The organism is Streptomyces sp. NPDC048248, assembly GCF_043201875.1.
GTDB lineage: Bacteria > Actinomycetota > Actinomycetes > Streptomycetales > Streptomycetaceae > Streptomyces.
The window spans coordinates 264,163-281,566 of the sequence record NZ_JBICZL010000003.1; the positions used below are offsets into that span (position 1 = coordinate 264,163).

The window sequence follows — 17,404 nt, forward strand, 5'->3', positions numbered from 1 at the left end:
CACATCCAGGGCAGTGGTTGACCTGACCGCTGAGGGCAAGGCCCTAACGATGGCAGGACTAGTCAGCGCTCCCCAGGATTCCACCACCTGGCAGCTGACTCATCGATAAGATCAGTCGACGTCCCTATCCAAGCGGACGGTAAGGGGAAACCGTGGCACGCATCCCTCAGAACGAAAATGAATTGTTCGACGATCAAGACGGTGAAGAAAACGATCCCGGGGAAGTCTCCTCAGCAGACGTTCACCGCGCAGTTGTCACTGACACGGACTGGACCACAGAAACAATCCTCAGCCAACTTCGTCGCGGGAACATCCAACTGAACCCTCACTTTCAGCGTCGAGACGCCTGGGATCGAGGACGTAAAAGTAAATTCATCGAGTCTCTGATCCTTGGGCTTCCTGTGCCACAGATCGTGTTGGCGGAGGACAGAAGGCAGAGGGGTAAATTCATCGTCCTTGACGGGAAACAACGCCTCCTTACGCTCCGGCAATTCGCGATTGGATCGTCCCTGGACGTCACGAGGGGTGACGGCGACGTGAAGGGGTTTGGACTGACGTCGCTGGACGTCCGTACGGACTTGCGCCTGAAAACGCTGAAGAAGCTTGAGGACGACGGCGCGTACATTGATGACCTGAATGCCCTTCTCAACGAAACCATTCGCACTGTCGTGGTTCGTCGATGGCCGAATGAGGAATTCCTAAATCTTGTATTTCTTCGACTAAACACAGGCAGCGTACGGTTGTCTCCTCAAGAGCTGCGCCAGGCTCTACACCCCGGAAATTTCACCGACTTCTTGGACCTAGCAACCTACAACAGTACGGAGCTGCAGGCCGCTCTGCGCATCAAAAAGCCAGACTTCCGAATGCGCGACGTCGAGATCATGCTTCGCTACTACGCCATCACACTTCGACTGGGCGAGTACACAGGAAATTTGAAGAAGTTCCTAGACGGCACTGTCAATGAGCTCAACGATGCGTGGTCCGAACAGGAGAGCGAGATCAAGGAAACCGCCGAAGAGTGCAATCGGGCGATCCAAGCAACTTTTGACGTATTCGGTGGAAACGCGTTTTATAGGTGGTCGCGCGGAGACTATGAGGGGCGTTTTAATCGCGCAGTATTCGACGTCATGACCTACTACTTTAGGCATCAGGCCATCGCTGACGCTGCCATCGATGACAAATTCGACGTGGAGAGAGCCTTCAAAGATCTCTGCGACACTGACTCCGAGTTCGTAGAGTCGATTCAGACGACCACTAAGACTCCGCTGGCCACGCATAGGCGCCTCTCGATCTGGGGCGAGACATTGCAACGGATTCTCGTCGAAACAGAAGTTCCGATCCCTGGGTTCAAGAACAACCGAATCATCCCCTAAGGGGTCTTGATGTCGTCGCCACGTTACAGGGTCATGTCTCGCAGAATCACCGAACTGCGCCACAACCTCCTGCCGGCTAAGTTTAGCCCCCTAGGGCTGTACTCGGATCGAGTTTATGAGCGCACGCGCGCCTTTCGAGTACTCACTCATGCCGAGTTCGAGGCCTTTATTGAAGATCGGGCACTCGAGGTAGTCACAAAGGCGCATTCGGAGTGGAAGCGTGCGGGGGTAATCCGTCCAAGCCTTCTAAGCTTGATGTCGCATTGGGAGTCCAGTCCGCAAATTCCCGAAAGCTTGGATGATTTGGGCGATAACTCATCAAAGTATCCAACCCTCGCCGCACGCATCAAGTCGGCCAAAGGGCATTACAGTACTTACATAAAGACACGCAATCACGGCATTAAAGAGAAGGACCTACTTCTCCTCTTACTGCCATTGGGTGTGACAAAAAACGAGATTGATGCAACTTGGCTCGATGACACGGAGAGTTGGGCCACAGACAGAGGTACGGTTGCTCACACATCCGCCAAAATGCAAGTTCAACTAGATCCAAAGATCGAACTAGCCACTGTGCGTAAAGTGAGAGACGGTTTCCGACGAATTGATAAGATCCTACTTCGTAAGTAGGGCGCCGGAAGGCCGCCGGAAACTGTTAGCTCACGTCCCTCTGAACAGGCAAAAGACAGCGATCCGAAGAGCCCTCCGGATCCGTGTGTGCGTCTCCACAACAGGGTGGCACTGACATCCACAGGTGACATCAACGCCGGCGGACCGTGGCAGCATCGAGCGAACCGGAGCGGCATCTGCGAGCTCGATAGGTACTGCTGCCGCGGATCAGCGATCGAACTTACAAAGCAGATGTCACAGGTTCAAATCCTGTTGTGCCCACTCCTTGCGTTTGAATGACAAAGGTCCAGGTCATCCGGTGTGGATTCGGATGCCTGGGCCTTTGTCGTTTTCCGTGCGCGTCGTGCTCAGCCGGATTGTGTGCCGGTGGCGCGTCATGTTGCCCGTTGCCGCCGGGGCGAGCTGCTGCCCCCGCTGTCGCTGCGTTGTCGGGCCCGTAGGTCGGGCGGGGTGTAGGCGATCTGGGTCGCTATTGGGTGCCGCTGTGCGGCGCGGCGGTGGGGGGTTTGTGATCGTACGCTGGGAAAGTGACCCGCTTGTTCGTGGCTGCTGGAGGGGGCGGTGACGCTGTCGCCGCCGCGATGCTGGACGCGGGTCTGTACGGCGAGGAGAGCCCGGCCACGGTGTTCACCTTCGCGTGGGACCGGCTGCTGCCCGATGTCGCGCCGGGTCCGAGAGGGCCGGATGACTTCACGGGTCTGTGGCCCCTCACCCCGAGTGTGTGGACCGTCCCCGCCGAAGCGGTGCCGATCGCTCCGGCGGGCTCGACGCTTCCCGGCCTGGCGGCGGAACTCCCGCATTCCATCGCCCTCATCGACCCTTACCACGGTGCCGAGGGTCTGGTCCGCCAACTCGAAGAGCTGGTGCGGCACTTGGACCCCGACTCCGTCGATCTCCTGGATGTGGGCGGCGACATCCTCGCCCAGGGACGCGAGCTGACTCTCCGTAGCCCGCTCGCCGACGCCCTCACCCTCGCGGCGTGTTGCGAACTGAACTTTCCCGTACGGCTCCTGGTCGCCGGTCCCGGTCTCGACGGCGAGCTTTCCGCCGAGGCGCTGCGTGACCGGCTGGGGCCCGTCGCTCTGTCGCTCACCGCCGAGCATGTGGAGCCCATCGGCTCGGTGCTGGAGTGGCACCCTTCCGAGGCGGTGGCGCTGCTGGCTGCGACCGCACGGGGCGCCCGGGGGCTGTGCGAGGTCAAGGGCAACGGTCTTCCGATCCCGCTCACGGACGAAGGTCCTGCCGCGTACGAGGTGGACCTTGAGGAAGCCCTCGACCGCAATGAACTCGCCCGAGCCATCCTTGCCACGGAGAGCCTGCGCGAGGTCGAGCAGTACAGCCGTGACATCTGCGGCTTCTCCGAAATCGACCAGGAGCGCAGCACCGCAGGTCGGTCGGCAGGTCAGCGCACCCAGGCGCTCGATCCGGAGGTCGTGCTGCGTCAGCTCGACGCCTTCGAGTCCGACGCCCGGGCCCGCGGGATCACCCACACCACGTTCCGCCGGCTCGCCGAGGCTTTCGGTCTCGGTGGCCAACGGTGCCAGGACCTCAAGGCGCTGCTGCTCGGCGACCGGCCCGAGCAGCATGCGGCGCCGATCTGGCACGTACCGCCGGAAGTGTGAGCACCCCGCAGCCACTCGTACTTCGTGCCCCCTCCTTGTGGGTGGCCTCTGTGGCTTCGGCTTTCGGTGGTCCGTCGGCGTGGTTGTCCGGGGTCGGGGGGCTGTGTATCGTCGCGAAGGTGACTTGAACTTTCAAGTAACTGTCCGCGGCCGGTCGGCCCCGCCCTCACGGGAAAGAGCACTCCCCATGACGTCCCCTCTAGGCACTCTGCGAACCGTCAGCATCGGCACGGAGACGCGCCCCGCGCCCTCCACGCACTGCTACGACGTAGGTCTGCTGCTCCTGCGGCTCGCGCTCGGCGTGACGATGGCCCTGCACGGTGCGCAGAAGCTCTTCGGCTGGTTCGGCGGGCCGGGCCTGGACGGTACCGGGCAGTTCTTCACGATGAGTGGCTATCCCTCGGGGCGGACGATGGCCGTCGTGGCCGGGCTCAGTGAGACGCTCGGCGGGCTTGGGCTCGTGATCGGCCTGCTCACACCGCTCGCGGCCGCGGCGGTCGTCGGCACGATGATCAATGCCCTGGCCGTTAAGTGGGGTGGCGGTTTCTTCGCTCCCAAGGGTGTGGAGTACGAGCTGCTGCTGACAGCAGGGGCCGCCGCTCTGGCGCTCACCGGCCCCGGCCGATACGCCGCCGACCGCCTGCTGCCTGCCTTGCGCGCGCACCGGCTCGTGTACGGCTTCGCCGCTCTGGTGCTCGGCGTGGTGGTCGCCGGCGGTGTGCTGCTCGTCCGGAACTAGCAGGGTGCTTGCGCTGCCGGGCCGCGGGAGCGGGGCGGTAGGAGATCGGAGGGCTCATGTCCGTACGACGTCTTAATCATGCTGTGCTCTACGTCCGCGATGTGGCAGGATCCGTCGCTTTTTACACCGATGCTCTCGGGCTCGTGCTGGACACCGAGGCCCCCGGGCGGGCGGCGTTTCTGAGCGCGCCAGACTCGCTCAATGACCACGATTTGGGGTTGTTCGCGGTAGGGCCGGATGCGCCGGGGCCGGAAGCGGGCCGGGTGGGTCTCTATCACCTGGCGTGGGAGGTCGGGACGCTCGGTGAACTCGCCGCGACCCGGGCGCGCCTCGCCGCCCACGGGGCGCTGGTCGGCGCCACCGATCATCTCGTCTCCAAGTCCCTGTACGCGAAGGATCCGGACGGCAACGAATTCGAGGTCATGTGGCGGGTTCCGCGGGAGGGCCGGCCCGGGCCTGATGAGCCGGACAGGCTGCGTCCGCTCGACCTGGCGGTGGAGTTGGAGCGCTGGGGTCCCGACCTTGTGACGGGTGCTGCGGCAGGGGACGCCACCTGAGGGTGCGGGGATGGATAAGGGTGGGGCCCGGTGATGGGTACTGCCGGAGGGGGCGGCGGGCTGTGTCGGGTGGCTGTGTCGTGCATGGCCAGGGGTTTTGGGAGCGGGTGGAGCCGGCAGGCCGTCAGGCGTTTTCGCCTCTGCCGGGCGCCGGTCGACGACTGCTGCTGCCGATACGGTCGCGAACGGGCCGACGTCGATGAGGCCCGCCGTGTCGCGGTCGAGCGGCCCCGGGTCCGGTCCGCCGTCCTGCCGGGCGACCCGGTCAGTAGGGCAAGGACGACAGGAAGGCATGCAATTCCTGGTCGAACAGGGCGGTGTTCTCCAAATTGACCATGTGAGCGGCGCCCGGTATGCGCACTCTTCGGGCGCCGGGGACGGCCAGCGTGATCGCGTGGGCGTTGGCGGAGGTGTCGGTGCTGTCGAGGTCGCCGTCGAGCACGACCGTCGGCACCCGGATCTCGCCGAGCCGTGCTGCCGCACCGACCTCGACGGGTCCGCCGGCGCCCAGCCCGTCGGCATGGACCTCGATGTTGGCCTCGGCCGAGGCGCGCAGGCGCTCGCGCAATCCGGGGTGCACGGCGGACGGTTCACGGTGCGGCCCGTCCACCCACATCCGCAGGAAGTGCTCGACGTACCGCTCGACGCCGTCCGGTGCGCCGATCGCCGCCACCTGTTCCTTGATGTGCGACAGGAGGAACGGGTCGGTGAAGGGGCGCCCGCTGATCCCCGGTGAGGCGAGCGCCAGCGCCGTCACCCGTCTCGGGTGGGCGAGCGCGGTGTCGAGCGCGACCCGGGCGCCGTGCGAGAGCCCGACGAGGACGGCGCGGGGGACGTCGAGTGCGTCGAGGAGGGCCACAAGGTCGTCGTGGTTGGCGTAGTCCCCGGTGATGGTGGAGGAGAGGCCGTGGCCCCGGGAGTCGTAACGGATGGCGCGCAGGCCGGAGTTCACGAGCCAGGCGAACTGTTCGTCCCACATGTGCTGGTCGAGCAGGGCGCCGTGCAACAGGACCACCGCGGGGCCCGAACCGGCTGTTTCGTAGAACAGCTCGCCGCCCTCGATCTCCACGATGCCGTTGTCGATCTCGGACCAGGCACTGATTCCGTTGGTCATTCCGTGAGCCGTCCTTCGTGTGGCACCTGCGGTGGGGCTGGTGAAGCCGAAGCCGCTTGCGGGCTGTGATGGCTGCCCGGGATATCGGGATTGCCGGTTTCCTCCGGTGGAACGCGCGAGCCGGCCGCCAGGTGCCGGAATTCCTCGCCCAGCCGGTCGAGCACCCGCAGGGCGGTGGCGATCTCCTCCGCGGTGAGGTCCGCGAGTCCACGCCGCAGCTCGGCACTCTCGGATGCCTGTATCCCGCGCATCATTTCGGAGCCCTCGGTGGTGAGGCGGATCAGGGAGGAGCGACGGTGGGCGGGGTTGGGGGCGGTGGCCACCAGGCCAAGCTCCGCCGCGTGGTTCACCCAGCGTTGGACCGGCTGCCGGTCGAGCCCCAGGGTCCGGGCCAACTGAGGCACGGTGCGGGGGCCTTCGGTGCGCAAGGCATCCAGCAGTGCGTGTTCACCTGCGGTGATGCCCGTGCCCACCAGCTCGCGCTCCACCGATCGGGCCGCCGCGCGGTGGAGGGGGCGCAGGCGCCGGACGACGCCGCGCAGAAGGTCTTCGGTTGCGGTCGGGCCGCTCTCGTCATCCGCCTCAACGACACTCATGATGTCATGATGACATCGATGGTGTCGTTTGGGAAGGGGGTGGACGCGGGCAGGGTTGGGTCGGGGCCGAGTTGAGGGGCGAGTTGAGGAATGAGTTGAGGGTTGGGGCGCGGGGAGGGGGTCGGAGGGGCGGGATGGGATCTGGAGTTGCGTGAGTTGCGTGAGTTGCATGGGTTGCGTGAGTGCGGATGATTTGTGACTTTCTGTGGGGAAGACGCAGTTACATCGCTGAAGGTTGGCTTTCATGGCGGTTGAGTGTGGATGCGTTCATGTGTGGAGGTGTGCGGCTGTGGTTGCCTCGGTGGAACGCGGGATGTGAAACGCGGGATATGTGACGCGAGATGTGTGACGCGAGATGTGTGACGCGAACGTGAAAGGTGAGGGGTGGACGGCGGATGAAGGTTGGTCTCTTGAGGGCGGTGGGGGCGGCGACGGCGGTCTACGGGATCGCGGTGACCGCGCTGCCCGACCTGCTGGCCAGGCCCTCAGGGCTGGTGAACGACGAGGGGAAGAGCGAGTCGGCGACCCGGATTTCGCTGCGCCCGCTCGGTTGGCGCGATGCGGCGAGTGGGCTCGCGATGGTCTTCGCGCCCGCCGGCCCGGCGCTGCGTACGGCCGTATGTGTGCGCCTCGCCGCCGACTTCGGGGACGCCGTACTCCTCGGGGCGACGCTGCCGGACCGGGCACGGAAGAAGGCGGTCGCGGTGTCCGTCGGATGGGGAGCGCTGTCGCTCGTCGGACTGCTCGCGAAGGGGCGGCGGCAAGGGGACTGAGATCCGCCGGCTCCGGGCGCTGTGCCGGCCCCGGGGGCGAGGCGGGTGCCACGGAGCAGGCAGGACGTGTGAGGAGTGTGGTGCGAGGGGCGCTATTCGGCCAGTGGGGGAGGAGCCGTTTCGGGCGCAAAGGTGACGATGAGATCGGCGCGGTTTCGAGTCGACGCCACCACACGGGCGTTGGCCTCGTCCGAGGCGTGAACGAACCGCTCGGCCTCCGCGTGCGGCCGGCCGAATCGCTCGTGGCGGTCGATCAGGCGCCTGACCCGCTCCGGGGTCTCCAGCTCGACGTACCAGACCTCGTCGAGCAGCGCGCGGACCCGGGCCCACGGTGGGGAGTCCAGCAGGAGGTAATTGCCTTCGGTGACGACGAGCGGCACCTCGGGCGCCACGGGGATGCTTCCGGCTACGGGCTCCTCGATACGACGGTCGAAGGCCGGCGCGTAGACGGTGGCCTCGGGTTCCCGGGAGCGTAGGCGCGCCAGCAGGGCCGCGTAGCCGGCGGAGTCGAAGGTGTCGGGTGCGCCCTTGCGGTCGCGGCGGTCCAGCCGCTGCAACTCCGCCTCCGCGAGGTGGAAACCGTCCATCGGGACGAGAGCGGCCTGCCCGGCCAGCTCCGTCACGAGACGGGCGGCGAGCGTGGACTTGCCCGCACCGGGCGGCCCGGTGATGCCGAGCAGGCGACGACGGTCGGCGGTGGCGGTGGCAGCGAGTCGGCGGGCGCGGGAGAGAAGCTGCTGGGCGTCCATGGTGGTCCATCGTGCACGATCGCGAGCGCACGATCGGCGAGGGCCCCTTGAAGGTGGAGGGTCCCGGCGCGGGGTACCGGGCAAGGGAGTGGTGCCAACCCCTCTGCTGCCGGGAGAGGGAGGTCACCACCGCCAAGGACGCCTGCCGAAGCTGGTGATGCAGTGAAGCCGGTGACGCAGTAGGGTGCGCTGGCTCGGTGCGGGTGCGGGTGCGGGTGTGCGGATGCTGTGCGGGGTGCTCGTGCTCTTCCGGAGCGGCACCCGGGCGTGGCTACGACGGGCCCGTGCGTGGGCTTGCGGCCGAGAAGGGGCGGGTGCCCCGGATGTCGGCCGCCTTCCGCTCGTAGGACCCGTGCCGGACGTACGCCACGCCAGGCGCCGGAGCCGGGCTCCGGCGCCAAGCCCCGGAGGCCGGACGCGCGGCGTCCGACACCAGGTGCTGGTGGGAGCCGGACAGCCCGACGTCGCCCGGCGGTGGTTCAGGCGGTCGCGCCCAGCCTCCACAGGGAGGTGACCTCGGCGGCGCGGGCCACGTGCAGGGGGTCGGAGGTGTCGCGGGCGCGCGGGTGGCGGGGCAGGATGTCGTGGCGGTCCAGAACGGTCAGGCCGGCCTTGGCGAAGGCGTCGAGGAGTTCGGCGTGCGGCCGCAGCCCGAGGTGTTCGGCGAAGTCGGACAGGATCAGCCAGCCCTCGCCGCCCGGGGTCAGATGGTCCGCGAGGCCGTTGAGGAAGCCGTGCAGCATCCGGTTCCCCGGGTCGTACACGGCATGCTCCACCGGGGAGGTCGGTTTGGCCGGCACCCAGGGCGGGTTGCAGACGATCAGCGGGGCCCGGCCGGCCGGGAACAGGTCGGCCTCGACGACCTCCACCTGCCCGGCGACACCGAGCCGTTCGGTGTTCTCGCGGGCGCACGCCAGCGCGCGCGGGTCCTGGTCGGTGGCGACGATGCGCCGCACCCCGCGCCGGGCGAGCACCGCGGCCAGCACGCCGGTGCCGGTCCCGATGTCGAAGGCCAGCTCCTCGCCCGGCAGCGGCGCCTCGGCCACCAGGTCGACGTATTCGCCGCGGGCGGGCGAGAAGACGCCGTAGTGGGGGTGGATCCGGTCGCCGCCGAGCGAAGGGATCGCCACGCCCTTCTTGCGCCATTCGCTCGCACCGATCAGGCCGAGCAGCTCACGCAGCGAGACGACGAAAGCCACCTCGGGCGCGGAAGCGGGGGCACGGACAGACGCGGTGCCGCCTGAGGTCTCGGCCGGCTGCTCCGGCTCCGGCTGCGGCGGTGGGCCGTATGCCTGCGCGCACGCTTCCCGGACGTCGGGGGCTCGGTGCAGCGGGACGCCGTAGGTCGCGTCGAGCGGGATCAGGAGCATGCCCAGGATGCGGGCCCGTTGGTTCTGCGCGGCCCGGTGCAGGTGGAAGGCCTGAGTGACATCCGAGGGAGGCGCCTTGCGCGGGCGGCGGTCGATGCGGCGGGCCAGCGCCGTCAGCAGCTGGCGCGCGTTGTGGAAGTCGCCTCGCCACAGCAGCGCGGTGCCCTCGCAGGCGAGCTTGTACGCGTCGTCGGCTTTCGTGCGGTCGTCCGCGATGACGAGGCGGCGGGGCGGCGGCGCGCCGTTCTCGGAACGCCACAGGGCGGAGCGGGCCTGGTCGGCCTCGGTCCATTCGACGACCGGTGGTGAGTTCACCGAAATGTGCCTCGCGTTAGTGGTTCGACCCCCTTCCGCTGTCCGCCGCTGCGGCGGATCCCGGCGGCCCCGGGGGGCGCCGCGAGCGCGCCCGTACGGGCGGTGGGTGGGGGTGGTGACGGTCGACTCTACTCCGTGCCGGACGTGGCTCTTTAGCTCGCTGTCCTCGCCGCCCGGGCCGGAGCAGGATGGAGACAGCCATTCCCCACGCTCATCGCACGTCGCAGGAGGCATCCATGGACACCCGTCCGATCATCGTCGGGGTGGACGGCTCCGTGGACAGCGAGCGTGCGCTGTACTGGGCGGTGGAGGCCGCCCGACTGCGGTCGGCGCCCCTTCAGGTGGTGCACATCCAGCCATACGCCGCCTCCTCGCGAGCCGCTGCGGAGGAGGAGGGCACCGGAGATCCCGTGCTGGACGCCCTGCGGGCGGACGCGGCGGTGCAGAGCCTGCCGGAGGTCGAATTCCGTGGTCTCAGCGGGCTGACCGAAGCGCTGCTGACCGCGCTCGGCGAGGAGGGGCAGCTGCTCGTTCTGGGTTCGCGCGGCCGCGGTGGCTTCGCCAGTCTGCTGCTCGGCTCCAACGGACTCGCGTGCGCGGCCCGGGCCGCCTGTCCGGTCGTGGTCGTCCCGCACCCTGACCGTGGCGGCGCCCGGAGGGGTACGGACGGGGCCGGCGGTGCGGACGGGGAGGAGGCCGGTGGCCTGGCCGGGGGCGGGCCGGCAGCGGAACGCGCCGGCCCGCAGATGACGCTCGGTGTGGAGGTGCCCGCCGAGGAACCCGGCGCGATCGGCTTCGCCTTCGCCGAGGCGAGCCGCCGGGGCGCGTGGCTGAAGGTCGTCTCCGGTTACACCTGGCCGATGCTGATGCCGGCGTCCTTCGAATTCGCCGCGGCCTACGAGACCACGCAGCAGGAGTACGAGGACGCGCTGGGCACCCAGCTGGTGGATGCCCTGGCGCCGCATCGCGCGCGTCATCCCGGGGTCGATGTCGAGGTGCAGCTGCGCAACGCGGACGCCGTCGGGCAGTTGGCCGAGGCGTCCCGGGCAAGTGAACTTCTCGTGGTGGCACGGCACGCCCGCCGGCTTCCGGTCGGTCGGCGTCTCGGCTCGGTGGCGCATGCGGTCCTGCTGCACGCCCTGTGCCCGGTCGCGGTCGTGCCGGACGTCGCGCGGGCGGACGGCGGCCACCCACCACCCATCGTCTGACGCTGCCCGCTGCCCGCTGCCCGCTGCCCGCTGCCGGCTGGCAAGCCGTCCCGCTCGGGCCTCACGGCTCGCGCCTTGCGACGTCAGTCGATGCCGAAGGCCGTCGCGTAACGCACCGTGCCGTGTGGCGGAGTCGAGCCGTCCAGGGAGAGCGCCAGGAACGCCTCGTCCGGCCAGGGCTGCGGAGGCAGGATCCCGAACCGGGTGGCGGCCGGGGCGAAGCCGAAGCGCGGGTAGTAGGGCGGGTGGCCGAGGACGATCGCGGTCCGCTCGCCGGCCGCGCGCGCGGCCTCCAGCAGTGCCCGGATCACCGCGCTGCCGGCCCCCGACCGCTGGTACCGCGGAAGCACGCCGCACGGCGCGAGGGCGACAGCGGGGACGTCGTCGACATGGCAGCGGGTCAGCAGCGCGTGGGCGACGGGGGTGCCGTCAGGAGCCTCGGCGACGAACGACAGGCCGGGCAGCCAGGCCGTCGGATCGCGGCGCAAGGCGTCCACGAGATCGGCTTCCTCCGCACCCTCGAAGGCCGCGAGGTTGATACGGCGGACGGCCGCTGTGTCCTCAGGAGTCTCGGGGCGCGGACGCCAGGTGATGGCGCCGCCGTACGGATCTGCCGACGGGCCCGGGGTGCTCGGGCCGGGCCCCGTCGCGTTCCTGCCGCTGCCGGCTCCCGGGCCGTTCGTGCTGCCCGTACTTCCCCTGCTGCCCGTACTCCCCGTACCGCTCGCACTGCTCATGCCGTTCAGCTTCGCACCGGGGACTGACAACCGGCCACGGGATATTCCGGCTGTTCCCCTGTCAGGGCCCTTACCAGGACTCCTCTCAGGCCCGTGCCAGGGCTTGCCTGTGCCGCCCCGCTGCCGCCCTCGCCCCGGAGCCCGCTCGCAAGCCGGCCCACGGGCCCCGCCCCGTCAGTGGGCGGCGCGGCGTTCCGGGCGACGCATCAGGAAGACCGCGGCCGATCCGGCGGCGAAGAGGGCGAAGACGGACAGCGCGGTGCTGATCCAGGAGGTGCCGAGCCACTGGCCGCCGAAGTAGCCCAGGCTCACGCTGTACGCGGCCCAGGCGAGGCCGGCCAGCGCCGACCAGGGGAGGAATTCGCGCACCGTGCGGTGTGCGACTCCGGCGCCGAGGCTGACCACCGACCGTCCCGCGGGGGCGAAGCGGGCCAGGACGACGATGCCGCCGCCCCCTCGGGTGAGTGCCGCACCAAGTCGTTTCTGCGCCGCGGCCAGGCGGCGCGAGCGGCCGATGGCACGGTCGAAGCGGTCGCCGCCGCGCCAGGCCAGCCGGTAGGCGACCATGTCGCCGAGCACCGAGGCGGATGCGGCGCACAGCACCAGCGCGAACATCTCCGCCAGGTGGGCGCCGCTGTGCACGGACGCGGTGACATCGACGGCCCCGACCGCGTCAGCGGCGGACCTGGTGCCGGCGGCGGTGGTGGCCGCGGCGATCACCAGGACACCGCTCGGCAGGATCGGGACGAAGACGTCGAGAACGACCGAGAGGCTGACGATCACATACACCCACGGGGTGCCACTGAGGGACCCCAGGTTTTCCCACAACGTCTTGACTCCCGGTCCGAACCCCGCCGCGACGTCGCGCGGGGCGGCAGGGGCGGCTCTACAGCCATACAGCGTACGCCTGGCGGTGCCCGCTGGGCGGCGTGGGGTGGTTTGTGTAGTACGTGTCACGGCCCGGGAGTGTGCGGGGTCACAAACGCCCGTCCGCCGCATCCCGTCGCGCGCCGCCACTTCGCCCGGTGCCGCTACATCCCGTCGCTGCACCGCCCTTCGTCCGCCGCCGCATCCCGCGGCCCTGCCGCTGTCTGCCGCCGCAAGCCGTCGATCGCACCGGCGCGCGCCGCCGGCATCGGTCGCGAGGCCGCATTTCACCCGTTTCCCCGCGCTGTCACCCGGGTGCGCGGCGCGCCTGGGCGGACTGCCGAGAACGGTGTGAGCTGTACGAGTCAAAGGCGCGTCCGGCGCGGTTCAGGTCTGCGGACCGCGCTCCGCGCGCCGTGTGCGGAGGCGTCAAGTGCGGGGCATGGCGCGGATCGGAGCGGAGGGACGGACGATGGTGGCAGCGCGAGGGGTACGGGTCATGGGGACAGCGGCTGCCACGGCGTGGGCCGTGGCGTCGGTGGCGGTGATGACGTCGGCCTCTCCCGCGGGGGCGCAAAGCGGCATCCGCCCGGTCTGGCTGCACACGCACGGACGCTTCGCGCCGCCCAAGGCGCTCATTCCGTCCGACGCCCTGACCTACAACCAGCAGATGGTCCCGGCGGGTGCGGGGATCTCCGTCGGTGAGTTCGCCGTGCGCCGGTCCACGCTGGTCTCGCTACGGGTGGAGGGGCTGCGCCCCGGGCACTCCTACGGCGCGCATGTGCACAGCAAGCCGTGCGGGGCCGTGCCCGAGGACTCCGGGCCGACTTACCAGGACCGCCCGGATCCCCGGCAGCCGTCCACCGACCCCTTCTTCGCCAACGCGCGCAACGAGGTCTGGCTGGACTTCACCACCAACGACAAGGGGAACGGCGCCGCGTTCTCCCGGCAAACCTGGCGGTTCCGGCCCGGTGGGGCGCGGTCGGTCGTGATTCACGAGCGCCGCACCGCGACGGGGCCCGGGGAAGCGGGGGACGCGGGTGAGCGGCTGGCCTGTTTCACCGTGATGTTCGAGCGGCCGGGTTGGTACCGGGCGGGCGGCGCGCGCTGACGCCGGCCCCGCCTGCACCTCCGGCGTACGGGCCGCATCGGCCCCCGCCCGCCCCCCGAACGCCGCACGGCCCGTTCGGCAGGGGACGCCGAACGGGCCGTGCGGGGCCGGAGCGAGCGGTCTCCGGCCGGAGTGCGTCAAGCGGCGCTGGGCTCGCGCCGCGGGGGCGCCACCTGCTCCTCGGGCTGCCGGGAGCCGAAGAAGAGCCGGTCGAGCGACCAGGCGCCGGGGCCGACGAACACGATCAGCAGGAACGCCCAGCAGAACATCGCGGAGGGCTCACCGCCGTTCTGTATCGGCCACAGCGCCGAACCCTGGTGGCTGGAGAAGTACGCGTACGCCATCGAGCCGGAGCTGATGAAGGCCGCGCCGCGGGTGCCGAGACCGAGCATCACCAGGGCGCCGCCGACGAGCTGGATGACCGCGGCGTACCAGCCGGGCCAGGAACCTGCCGGGACGGTGGAGCCGTTGCCCATCGCCCCGCCGAGGACGCCGAAGAGCGAGGCGGCGCCGTGGCAGGCGAAGAGCAGCCCGACGACGATGCGGAAGAGCGCGAGCGCGTGCGGGGTGGCTCTTTGTGTGAGCGAGCTCAGGGGAGCGGACATGTGGGGGACTCCTACGGTTTCTGGGAGGACGGCAACCGATTGGAGCATAGGTTAGGGACGCCTAACCATTACTTGCAAGTTCAAACGTTGGCCGGATGGGGAATCCGCACCGGTGGATCCCGTGGGTCCGACAGGTTGAAGGGGGGCCGGTGGGGCCGCCGGGGCCGGGAGTGCCCGGTGCGGAAGTCCGGCGCAGAGAATGGCGGAATCCGCAGCCGGCGGCCGACCGGTCAGCCGTCAGTGGGGGCCGCCCCCGCCAGGTCATCGCCTTCCCCAGCAATGCGCGAACCGGCCAGGGAATCGCTCCACACCGTCACGAGACGGACGTCGCCTTCCTTCTCACGGCGGGTCTGGTCGAGCCGCAGCCGCGCCGCGCGGCCGTGCACCGTCAGCGTCATCAGCTGATTGCCGAACCACGGGCCGCCGGTACGCCGCCACTTGACCGGCGGCGGGCCGAGCCGGCCGTGCCGGGCGAACACCTTCCCCAGCCATCGTCCGGCCCGGCTCCAGCCGAAGCGGAAACCGGCCTGTATCGAGGCGGGGATGCTGTTGTGGACGGGCGAGCAGGTCAGCTGCAGGACCCGGCTGGTGGGCCGGCGGCCGTGCGGCGTCCGGACCTCGTCGGGCCCGTCCGGGGCGCCCTTGCCGGGGAGGCCCGGGTGGCGGCCGGTGGTGCGGGTGCGCCAGCGCGGTTCCGCGACGTACGCGTGGTGGACGTCGCCGGACAGCACGCAGATCGTGGCCGGCGCGCCGTCCCCGGACCCGGCCTCGGCGATCAGGTCACCGAGTGCGGCGAACGACTCCGGGAACGCCGACCAGTGCTCCAGGTCGGCCCGCTGCCGCAGGGACTCGCTGTGGCGGGCCCAGCGGGGGCCGCGTTCCCCGGCGCACAGTGCGGCGTTCCAGCCCTCCGCGGCGTGGATGAGGTGGGGCAGCAGCCACGGCAGCGAGCTGCCGATCAGCAGGTGGTCGTAGGAGCCGTGCCCGTCCAGCACCTGCTGGCGCAGCCAGTCCGCCTCGCCCTTGTCGAGCATCGCGCGGCTGCCCTCCTCCAGGACACGGTTGGCGCGGGTGTCGACCATGACGAGGCGTACCCGGCCGAGGTCGCGGCGGTAGCTCCAGCGCGCGGTGGTCGGGTCGGCGTCCGCGGCGGCGGCGAACTCCCGCACCGCGTCCGTCCCGTCGGGCACCGCCCGGACCCGGCCGTACACCTCGTCGGCCGCCAGTTCCGCGGGCGACAGATTGCCCAGGTGCTGGTGGACCCAGTACGACATCAGGCCGCCCTGGATCCGGTCGCGCCACCACGAGGTCGCCCGGATCTCGGCGCGCCAGGCCGCCGAGGTGTTCCAGTCGTCGATCACGTCGTGGTCGTCGAAGATCATGCAGCTGGGGACCGTGGACAGCAGCCAGCGGACCTCGGGGTCGAGCCAGGACTCGTAGTAGAGGTGGGTGTACTCCTCGAAGTCGGCGACCTGCTTCCACGGCGGCTCGGTGACGTCCCGGTGCCGGGCCAGCAGGCGGGCGGTCGCCTCCGAGGTCTGGTCGGCGTAGACCTGGTCGCCCAACAGCAGCAGGACATCGGGGCGTTCGCCCTCGGGGTGGGCGCCCAGCCTGGCGGCGAGGGTGTCCAGCGCGTCCGGGCCGACCGGGTCGTGCGCGGCCCGGGAGGGTGTCGCGGACCAGCGGCAGGAGCCGAAGGCGATGCGCAGCCCGCCGTCGGAAGGGGAGTCGGCCGGGGACGCGGAAGGCGCGTCCTTCGGGCGGTCCGTGCCTCCGGGTCTCGCGGACCCGTCCGGTCCGGCCGGGAGGGCGCGGATCGTGCTGACGGGGAAGTGGCTGCCGGGCAGCGGCCAGACCTGCTGGTCGTCCAGCAGGACCTCGTAGGGCGTCTCGCTGCCGGGTGTCAGGCCGGTCACCGGGACGAGCGCGTAGTGGTGCCCGGCCACCTGCCAGGTGCGGTCCACGCCGCCCGCCCCGCTTTCGCAGCGGATGCGGACCTCGCACGGGCGGTCGGTCTCCACCCACACCGTCGCGCTCCCGGCGTCGACGTACCGCAGCAGCGGCCCCAAGCGCAGTCCGGCCATCGGTGCCCTCCCTTGTGCGGGCGTGGTGCCCGTACCTCGCGATCAGAGCCGCCGTGGTCAGCCACGGCGTGGTCAGAGGATAGGAGGAGACGGCGCGCGGTGGGGGCGCGGGCGGCGGCGTGCCCGTCGGCCGGGGGTCCGACCGACGGGCGGGCGCGCCGCGTCACCCGCGGGGAGGCGGTGCGCGGTGGCCGCTCAGCAGGCGTCGAGGATCTTCTTGAGAGCGGCCTTCTCGGGGGAGTCCGCGGTCATGCCGTACTCGTGCTTCACCCACACCCACATCCGGGCGTACTCGCAGCGGTAGGAGGTCTTCGGGGGCAGCCACTCGGCCGGGTCCTTGTCGCCCTTCTCCTGGTTGAGGTTGTCGGTGACGGCGATCAGCTGGGAGTGCGTGAGGTCGTTGGCGAGTTCCTGGCGGCGCTCCGTGGTCCACTGCGCTGCGCCCGACTTCCATGCCTCGGACAGCGGTATGACGTGGTCGATGTCCAGGTCGGACGCCTGGGTCCAGGTCGCGTCGTCGTAGGCCGAGACCCACTTGCCGCTCACCGCCGCGCAGCTGCCGTCCTGCTGTACGTCCGTGCCGTCGCGCTTGAGCACCACCTCACGGGTGTTGCAGCTGTCCCCCTGCTCGATCCAGTGCGGGAACTTGTCGCGGCTGTAGCCGTCCTGCGGGCCCTCGGCCTGCTCCTTGATCTCGCCGAGGTACGTACGGGCGGTGGCCGCGCTCGGCGGGCTCGGCGGTGCCGCCTGGGCGGTCTGCCCGCTCAGCATCAGCGTGCAGACCAGCGCGGCGGCCGAACCCGCGGCGACGGACACGCGACGCGCGTAGACCTTTGACATCGGAACTCCCTTGAAGTGGGGGGAAGTTGACGTGCGGTGCGGGCCCATGGTGGCGAGGTGGGGTTTCCACACGATGGGCACCAGGTAACAGAGTGGCGACATGCTCACGTCAGTACA

The 17,404-nt window shown here is 69.7% G+C and carries 16 protein-coding genes; 7 read left to right on the plus strand and 9 right to left on the minus strand.

Annotated elements, in window-relative coordinates:
* Nucleotides 1-152 precede the first annotated feature (152 nt).
* The 4 genes from ACGFZW_RS07245 to ACGFZW_RS07260 all read left to right on the plus strand — a co-directional run bounded on the left by ACGFZW_RS07245 (nucleotide 153) and on the right by ACGFZW_RS07260 (nucleotide 4,918).
* Nucleotides 153-1,373, plus strand: coding sequence for a DUF262 domain-containing protein (locus ACGFZW_RS07245; RefSeq protein ID WP_393892044.1), 1,221 nt, complete (start codon nucleotides 153-155; stop codon nucleotides 1,371-1,373).
* Between the two features lie 1,154 nt (nucleotides 1,374-2,527).
* A complete protein-coding gene (locus tag ACGFZW_RS07250; RefSeq protein ID WP_393892045.1) occupies nucleotides 2,528-3,622 on the plus strand; it encodes a DUF1152 domain-containing protein in 1,095 nt (364 codons plus the stop codon).
* Nucleotides 3,623-3,809: 187 nt separating this feature from the next.
* Nucleotides 3,810-4,361: a DoxX family protein gene (locus tag ACGFZW_RS07255; protein ID WP_393892046.1), complete on the plus strand. Its 552-nt coding sequence runs from the start codon at nucleotides 3,810-3,812 to the stop codon at nucleotides 4,359-4,361.
* A 56-nt stretch (nucleotides 4,362-4,417) separates the two neighbouring features.
* Nucleotides 4,418-4,918, plus strand: a complete 501-nt coding sequence (locus ACGFZW_RS07260) for a VOC family protein (protein ID WP_393892047.1) — start codon at nucleotides 4,418-4,420, stop codon at nucleotides 4,916-4,918.
* 265 nt (nucleotides 4,919-5,183) lie between these two features.
* Here ACGFZW_RS07260 and ACGFZW_RS07265 read toward each other — a convergent pair whose 3' ends face one another.
* Both ACGFZW_RS07265 and ACGFZW_RS07270 read right to left on the minus strand, forming a co-directional pair.
* Nucleotides 5,184-6,032 (minus strand): alpha/beta fold hydrolase, encoded by an 849-nt coding sequence (locus ACGFZW_RS07265; protein ID WP_393892048.1) that lies wholly within the window; start codon nucleotides 6,030-6,032, stop codon nucleotides 5,184-5,186.
* Nucleotides 6,029-6,628, minus strand: coding sequence for a MarR family winged helix-turn-helix transcriptional regulator (locus ACGFZW_RS07270; protein ID WP_393892049.1), 600 nt, complete (start codon nucleotides 6,626-6,628; stop codon nucleotides 6,029-6,031). The genes ACGFZW_RS07265 and ACGFZW_RS07270 overlap by 4 nt, the downstream gene beginning before the upstream one ends.
* Nucleotides 6,629-7,023: 395 nt before the next feature.
* On the opposite strand from ACGFZW_RS07270, the gene ACGFZW_RS07275 reads away from it, so the two are divergent.
* Nucleotides 7,024-7,401: a hypothetical protein gene (locus ACGFZW_RS07275; RefSeq protein ID WP_393892050.1), complete on the plus strand. Its 378-nt coding sequence runs from the start codon at nucleotides 7,024-7,026 to the stop codon at nucleotides 7,399-7,401.
* Between the two features lie 92 nt (nucleotides 7,402-7,493).
* On the opposite strand, the gene ACGFZW_RS07280 is transcribed toward ACGFZW_RS07275, so the two are convergent.
* Nucleotides 7,494-8,150: a nucleoside/nucleotide kinase family protein gene (locus ACGFZW_RS07280; RefSeq protein ID WP_393892051.1), complete on the minus strand. Its 657-nt coding sequence runs from the start codon at nucleotides 8,148-8,150 to the stop codon at nucleotides 7,494-7,496.
* 479 nt (nucleotides 8,151-8,629) lie between these two features.
* Nucleotides 8,630-9,835 (minus strand): methyltransferase, encoded by a 1,206-nt coding sequence (locus ACGFZW_RS07285; RefSeq protein WP_393892052.1) that lies wholly within the window; start codon nucleotides 9,833-9,835, stop codon nucleotides 8,630-8,632.
* A 236-nt stretch (nucleotides 9,836-10,071) separates the two neighbouring features.
* Between ACGFZW_RS07285 and ACGFZW_RS07290 the strand changes: the two genes are divergently transcribed.
* Nucleotides 10,072-11,043, plus strand: coding sequence for a universal stress protein (locus ACGFZW_RS07290; RefSeq protein ID WP_393892053.1), 972 nt, complete (start codon nucleotides 10,072-10,074; stop codon nucleotides 11,041-11,043).
* Nucleotides 11,044-11,126: 83 nt separating this feature from the next.
* On the opposite strand, the gene ACGFZW_RS07295 is transcribed toward ACGFZW_RS07290, so the two are convergent.
* Both ACGFZW_RS07295 and ACGFZW_RS07300 read right to left on the minus strand, forming a co-directional pair.
* Nucleotides 11,127-11,636, minus strand: coding sequence for a GNAT family N-acetyltransferase (locus ACGFZW_RS07295; RefSeq protein WP_393892363.1), 510 nt, complete (start codon nucleotides 11,634-11,636; stop codon nucleotides 11,127-11,129).
* A 318-nt stretch (nucleotides 11,637-11,954) separates the two neighbouring features.
* Nucleotides 11,955-12,608 (minus strand): DedA family protein, encoded by a 654-nt coding sequence (locus tag ACGFZW_RS07300; RefSeq protein ID WP_393892054.1) that lies wholly within the window; start codon nucleotides 12,606-12,608, stop codon nucleotides 11,955-11,957.
* 538 nt (nucleotides 12,609-13,146) lie between these two features.
* Between ACGFZW_RS07300 and ACGFZW_RS07305 the strand changes: the two genes are divergently transcribed.
* On the plus strand, nucleotides 13,147-13,758 hold the full coding sequence (locus ACGFZW_RS07305) for a superoxide dismutase family protein (protein ID WP_393892055.1): 612 nt from the start codon (nucleotides 13,147-13,149) through the stop codon (nucleotides 13,756-13,758).
* 137 nt (nucleotides 13,759-13,895) lie between these two features.
* On the opposite strand, the gene ACGFZW_RS07310 is transcribed toward ACGFZW_RS07305, so the two are convergent.
* From ACGFZW_RS07310 to ACGFZW_RS07320, 3 genes are all read right to left on the minus strand, one after another.
* Nucleotides 13,896-14,363 carry a DoxX family protein gene (locus ACGFZW_RS07310; protein WP_393892056.1) on the minus strand — a complete coding sequence of 156 codons (468 nt, stop codon included), beginning with the start codon at nucleotides 14,361-14,363 and terminating at the stop codon, nucleotides 13,896-13,898.
* 230 nt (nucleotides 14,364-14,593) lie between these two features.
* Nucleotides 14,594-16,447, minus strand: a complete 1,854-nt coding sequence (locus tag ACGFZW_RS07315; protein WP_393892057.1) for an alkaline phosphatase D family protein — start codon at nucleotides 16,445-16,447, stop codon at nucleotides 14,594-14,596.
* Nucleotides 16,448-16,642: 195 nt separating this feature from the next.
* On the minus strand, nucleotides 16,643-17,287 hold the full coding sequence (locus ACGFZW_RS07320; protein ID WP_393892058.1) for an HNH endonuclease family protein: 645 nt from the start codon (nucleotides 17,285-17,287) through the stop codon (nucleotides 16,643-16,645).
* Between the last annotated feature and the right edge of the window lie 117 nt (nucleotides 17,288-17,404).